Source organism: Acidisoma sp. (assembly GCF_035492295.1).
Lineage (GTDB): Bacteria > Pseudomonadota > Alphaproteobacteria > Acetobacterales > Acetobacteraceae > Acidisoma.
Genome location: NZ_DATJJK010000129.1, coordinates 1 through 5643 on the forward strand (window position 1 = coordinate 1; position 5643 = coordinate 5643).

At 67.0% G+C, this 5643-nt stretch carries 5 protein-coding genes; 4 read left to right on the forward strand and 1 reads right to left on the reverse strand.

The window, feature by feature from the left end; translation table 11 throughout:
* The 4 genes from VL752_RS09270 to VL752_RS09285 form a co-directional block, all read left to right on the forward strand.
* The coding region (locus VL752_RS09270) for an ABC transporter permease (RefSeq protein WP_325354417.1) at nt 1–465 on the forward strand (465 nt) is incomplete at its 5' end.
* Nucleotides 462–1271 (forward strand): ABC transporter permease subunit, encoded by an 810-nt coding sequence (locus VL752_RS09275; RefSeq protein WP_325354419.1) that lies wholly within the window; start codon nt 462–464, stop codon nt 1269–1271. The genes VL752_RS09270 and VL752_RS09275, both read left to right, overlap by 4 nt.
* A gap of 22 nt (nt 1272–1293) precedes the next feature.
* Complete coding sequence (locus VL752_RS09280; protein WP_325354421.1) at nt 1294–2670, forward strand: LLM class flavin-dependent oxidoreductase; 1377 nt, start codon at nt 1294–1296, stop codon at nt 2668–2670.
* Between the two features lie 98 nt (nt 2671–2768).
* Complete coding sequence (locus tag VL752_RS09285) at nt 2769–4376, forward strand: PucR family transcriptional regulator (RefSeq protein ID WP_325354423.1); 1608 nt, start codon at nt 2769–2771, stop codon at nt 4374–4376.
* A 3-nt stretch (nt 4377–4379) separates the two neighbouring features.
* On the opposite strand, the gene VL752_RS09290 is transcribed toward VL752_RS09285, so the two are convergent.
* Nucleotides 4380–5643 (reverse strand): YifB family Mg chelatase-like AAA ATPase (locus VL752_RS09290; protein WP_325354425.1); only part of this gene is annotated, 1264 nt, incomplete at its 5' end.

Sequence of the window (5643 nt, forward strand, 5' to 3'; positions counted from 1 at the left end):
GTCCTGATGTGGACGGGCATCATCCATCATCCCCTGCAGATGATGAACACGCAATTCGCGGTCTTCCTGGTGATGGCCTATGCCTATCTGCCCTTCATGCTGCTGCCGCTCTACACGACCCTCGAAAAGCTCGATCTTAGCCTGTTGGAAGCGGCAAGCGATCTCGGCGGGCGGCCATTCGTTAACTTCCTGACCGTCACCCTGCCGCTGTCACTGCCAGGCATCGTCGCCGGCTCGTTGCTCGTCTTCATCCCGGCTGTGGGCGAATTCCTGATCCCGACGCTGGTCGGCAGCCCCGGCCATCAGATGATCGCCTCCGTCGTCTTCGACGAATTCTTCAGCAATCGCGACTGGCCGACCGCCTCGGCCGTCGCCACTGCCGTCGTCCTCTTCCTGCTCGTGCCGATCGTCCTGCTGATCTGGCTGAGGCAGCGCAACGAGGCGAAGCTCGTCGCCGCCTCATGACACCAACCCTCTCCTGGCGGTTGCTGACCGCGATCCTCGTGGCAGGGCTCACCTTCCTTTATGCCCCCATCGTCATTCTCGTCGTCTATTCCTTCAACGCCTCGCCCATGGTCACGATCTGGACCGGGCTTTCGGCGAAATGGTACGGCGTGCTGGCGCGCGACCACGAGATTCTGCGCGCAGCGCGGGTTTCGGTCGAGATCGCGCTGATCTCGGCGACGGGGGCCACCATCGTCGGCACGCTCGCGGGCTACGCGCTGAGCCGCTTCCGCCGCTTTCGCGGCCGCTCTTTCTTCATGGGTCTGGTCATGGCGCCGCTCGTGATGCCGGAAATCGTCTCCGGCATCGCGTTGCTGCTGATGTTCGTGGGCAGCGAACAGCTCTTCGGCTGGCCGCATGGGCGCGGCATCATCACGATCTGCGCCGCCCATATCACCTTCTGCAGCGCTTTCGTGGCGATCGTCATCCAGAGCCGGCTCGCCGGGTTCGACAGTTCGGTGGAGGAAGCCGCCCTCGATCTCGGGGCGATGCCTGCCACCGTCTTCGCGCTGATCACCCTGCCGCTCATCCTGCCGGGCATCGTCTCCGCCTGGCTGCTCGCCTTCTCGCTCAGCATCGACGACGTGATCATCAGCGAATTCACCTCGGGGCCGGGCTCGACCACGCTGCCCCTGGTCATCTTCTCGCGCGTCCATCTCGGCGTCAGCCCCGAGGTCAACGCGCTCGCCACCATCATCATCGCGATCGTGCTGACGGCGACCGCGCTCCTCACCTTCGTCCGCCTGCGACGGCCCGCCGAAGGTTGAGGCAAACGCTGGAGGAATGGCAATGACCGAGACACGCGCCGGGCGGCAAATCCACTTCATGCTGCTGGAGATGGGCGCCATCAGCCACAACAACTACGGATTGTGGCGACACCCTGACAACAAGCGCCGCAACTTCGGCGATTTCGACTTCTGGATCGAACAGGCGAAGACTCTGGAGCGCGGTCTATTCGATGCCCTCTTCTTCGCCGATACGCTGGGCATCTCGGCCGGTTTTGGCGGCACGCCGGATGTGGCGCTGCGTGAGGGCATGCATGTGCCGATCCACGATCCGCTCGTGCTCATCCCCGCCATGGCGGCGGCGACAAAGCATCTGGGCTTCGCCGCCACCAGTTCGACCACCTATGAGCATCCCTTCTCCTTCGCGCGCCGCATGAGTTCGCTCGATATGCTGAGTGGGGGCCGTGTCGGCTGGAACATCGTGACCTCCTACCTGCCGGGGGCGGCGGCCAATTTCGGCATCGAGCCCCTGGCCCATGGCACGCGATACGACCGGGCCGAGGAATATGCAGAGGTGGCGTTCAAACTCTGGGAGCAGAGCTGGGAGGAGGACGCGCTGCGCCTGGATACCGGGGCCTCGATGGTCAGCGACCCGAGCAAAGTCCACGCCATTAACCACGAGGGCGCGCATTTCAAGGTCGCCGGCCCGCATCTGATGAGCCCGACGCCGCAGCGCACGCCCGTGCTCTTCCAGGCCGGCAGTTCCGACCGCGGGCGGGCCTTCGCGGCGCGGCATGCCGAAGGAATCTTCATCGGCGGCTATACCGAGAACATCCTGCTCAGCCATGTGCAGGACATCCGCCGCATCGCGGCAGAGGCCGGGCGCGGCCATGACGAAGTGCGGCTCTTCGCGGAATGCAACATCATCTGCGCCGCGACCGACGCCGAGGCGGAAGCCAAGCTTGCCGATTACATGAAGCTCGCCAGCGCGGACGGCTACCTCGCCCATCGCTTCGGCTCGGGCATGGACCTCTCGCGCTACGGCCACCATGAGAAGATCGAGGACATCATCGCGGCAGGCGGTCCGGGCGCGGACCATATGGCGCGCTACCCCTTCCCCGCCGGCTGGACGGTAGGCGACATCATCGAGGATGCCGCGCGGCTCGACCGCAAGCGCCTCTTCGTCTGCGGTGGTCCGGAAAAATGCGCGGACGAGATCGAGCGCTGGTCCGATACCTTTGACCTCGACGGATTCCTCATGCGCGGCTTCCTCGCCCCCGGCACGGCCGGGGATTTCGCCGATTTCGTGATGCCCGAACTGCAGCGGCGCGGCCGCTACCGCACCGCATACGAGGGAACAACACTGCGCGAGAACCTGTTCGGCGCCGGCCACAAGCGGCTGGCGGAGAACCACCCGGGGGCGGCCTTTCGGCGCAAGTAACGAAGGCATCTTCTTTTTCTGCAGAAAAAGAAGCAAAAAGACGTCATTCTCCCGGCATCCCGCTGGGCACCGCGGGAATGAGGATTTTAGGGGTAAGCGTGCCGCCCGCCACCGCATCCGACTTCGGCCTCACAGTCGCCGAATGCCTTACGATCGCGCCTTTTGACCAGGCAACGGTCGTCTCCGGCCATGCCGGACTAGGCCGGCGGCTGCGCTGGGTGCATGTCGTCGACCACGAGGATATCGAAGATTCGCTGACCGGTCATGAGTTGATCATGACGGCGGGCGTCGTGCTCGGCGCGAATGAGCGGCTGCAGCGCGACATCTTTCAGGTCATGGAGAAGCTGCAGATCGCGGCTCTCGTCATAGCCCTTGGCACCTATATGGACCGCGTGCCGGACGTGATGCTGAAGCGGAGTGACGCACTCGGCATCCCGGTCATCGTGCTCCCTTGGGCGATCAACTTCCGGGACGTGACGCATAGTCTGCTGACGCATCTCGTGCAGTCGCAATATGTCGCACTGGAAAGCGCCGAGCGGCTGAACCGGGATCTGCTGCAGATTGTGATGCGCGGTGGCGGCTTGCCCGCGCTTTGCACGCGCCTCGGCCGCCTTTTCGGCCGCAATATCGGCGTCGTGGATACCGGCGGCCAGTTGCTCGCGCGCTTTCAGGCGACCGAGCCGGGCGGCGCTGTCTTCCTCGTCTCAAGCCTGGCACCTGAAGCAGCGACAGCCCTCGCGGCCCTGCGCGCCGTCAGCGGCACCACCCAGCCCCTGGCCGCGCCCTCGGGCCGGCTGGGCTTTGCCGCCGCCATCCCGACCCAGCCACAGCCCAGCGGCTGGCTCGTCATCGAAAGCGCCCGCGAGGAGATCAGCCGTTTCGATAGTCTGGCCGCCGAGGCCGGGGCCATGGCGGCGGCGCTGCTGCTGTCCCAGGCGGCCGAGATCGCGCGTCCGGCCGAGCGGCGGGCGGAAGACCGCGTGGTGGATGTGCTGCACGGTACCGGCGCCACGGCCGAGGCCGCCGCCGAGCTGGACCTGCGTTCCGGCATCCCGTTCATCGCTTTCGCGGCCGATGTGGAAGGGGCGAATGGCGATAATGCCCTCGCCCTCATCCGCACCTTCATCCGGCGGCAGACGCTGGGCGGCCAGGTCGCGCGGCGCGGCAGTCTGCTGCTCGGCGTGCTGCAGCGGCCGAAGGGGCCGGTCACCCGGGAGCAACTCGGTGCCCTCGCCGATGTGCTGGACGCGGCCCGCCTGCGGCCGCGCATCGCGATCAGCCCGGTGTTGGAGGAGATCAGGCAGGCACCCGCTGGCTATGCGAGGGCGCGCGAGGCGTTGCGGCTCGGGCGCATCTTGCAACCCGGCCGCCGCATCCTGTGGGCCGAGGAACTGACGGCCCTCTCCCGCTTCCTGCAGGCGACCGAGCCGAAGGAGGCCGGAGACCGGCCCTTCCCGGCGATCCTGACGCTGCTGCAGCACGACCGCCGGCAGCAGGGGGCGCTCGTGCAATCCCTCGCCTGCCTGCTGGAGAATGACGGCAATGTCTCGATCTCGGCCCGGCGGCTGGGCATTCACCGCCATACGTTGCTCAACCGGCTGGAGCGAATCGAGGAGATTCTCGGCCTCGAGCTCGAACCCCTGCAGCGCCTCGAACTGCGCCTGCAGCTCATCGCCTGGCATTTAGCGGGCAGCCCAACCGGGTAGGCCTCAGGCGATGCGCTTCTCGCCAGGAGAGCGGCGCAGCACAGGCTGGCCCGGCCGGCGGTGGCGATAGGCGAGCGCTTCTGCGATGTCCATCCGCCGCACCACAGGAACCCCGGCGAGATCGGCGATCGAGCGCGCGACCCGCAGCATCCGCGTAAAGCCCCGGGCCGACAGTTCCAGCTTGTCGGCCGCCGTCTCGGCATAGGCACGGGCCTCGGCCTCCAGCCGGATACTGTCGATCTCGGCCTCGCTGTTGAGCCAGCCGGTCTCCTGGCCTGCCCGCGCCTGCTGAAGCGCCCTGGCGGCTACAACCCGCGCGGCGACGGCGGCGCTCGGCTCTCCGGGCGGCGCGCGGGACAGTTCGGACGGAGAGATGGGATAGACTTCGACGATCAGATCGATCCGGTCCATCAAAGGACCACTGATCTTGGCCTGATAGGTCTCAGCACAGCGCGGCGCCCGGCCGCATTCACGCGCGGCATTGCCGAAATGGCCGCAACGGCAGGGGTTCATGGCGGCGATCAGTTGGAAACGCGCAGGATAGGTGACGCGCGCCGAGGCGCGGGAGACGGTGGTGCGGCCGGATTCCACCGGCTGGCGCAGCGCCTCAAGCGCCATGCTCGGGAATTCCGGCAACTCGTCGAGAAACAGCACGCCGCGATGCGCGAGGCTGACCTCGCCCGGCCTCGCCCGCTGGCCGCCGCCCGTCAGCGCCGCTTGCGAGGCGGAATGATGAGGCTCCCGGAAGGGCGGCCGACGCAATAGCCGCCCCCCCGCTAACATGCCCGCGACGCTGTGGACCATGCTGACCTCGAGCGCCTCCATTGGCGTGAGATCGGGCAGCAGCCCGGGCAGCCGCGCGGCGAGCATGGATTTGCCCGCCCCCGGCGGCCCCAGCATGAGCATGTGGTGTCCGCCGACTGCCGCGATCTCCATCGCCCGGCGGGCAAGCTCCATGCCCTTCACCTGGGCGAGATCGGGGCCGGGGCGCGGCTCTGTCAGCCCGGCAACGTCCGGCGGCGAGAGGATCTGCGTGCCGCGAAAGTGATTGATGAGGCTGATGAGGTCGGGCGCCGCGAGAATCTGCAGTTTTCCTGCCCAGGCGGCTTCCGGGCCTTGGGCCGCGGCGCAGATCAGCCCCCATTCTCGCTCCGCAGCTGAAATGGCCGCGGGCAGAATGCCGGCGACCGGTACCACGTCTCCCGCGAGGGACAATTCGCCGAGCGCCGCAAAGCCCGCCAGTTCCTCGGGCGGCAGAATGTCCATC

Excerpts from the sequence above, each read along its gene's own strand:
- VL752_RS09275 (WP_325354419.1), top strand. The coding sequence starts at position 462 with ATGACACCAACCCTCTCCTGGCGGTTGCTGACCGCGATCCTCGTGGCA.
- VL752_RS09280 (WP_325354421.1), top strand. The coding sequence starts at position 1,294 with ATGACCGAGACACGCGCCGGGCGGCAAATCCACTTCATGCTGCTGGAG.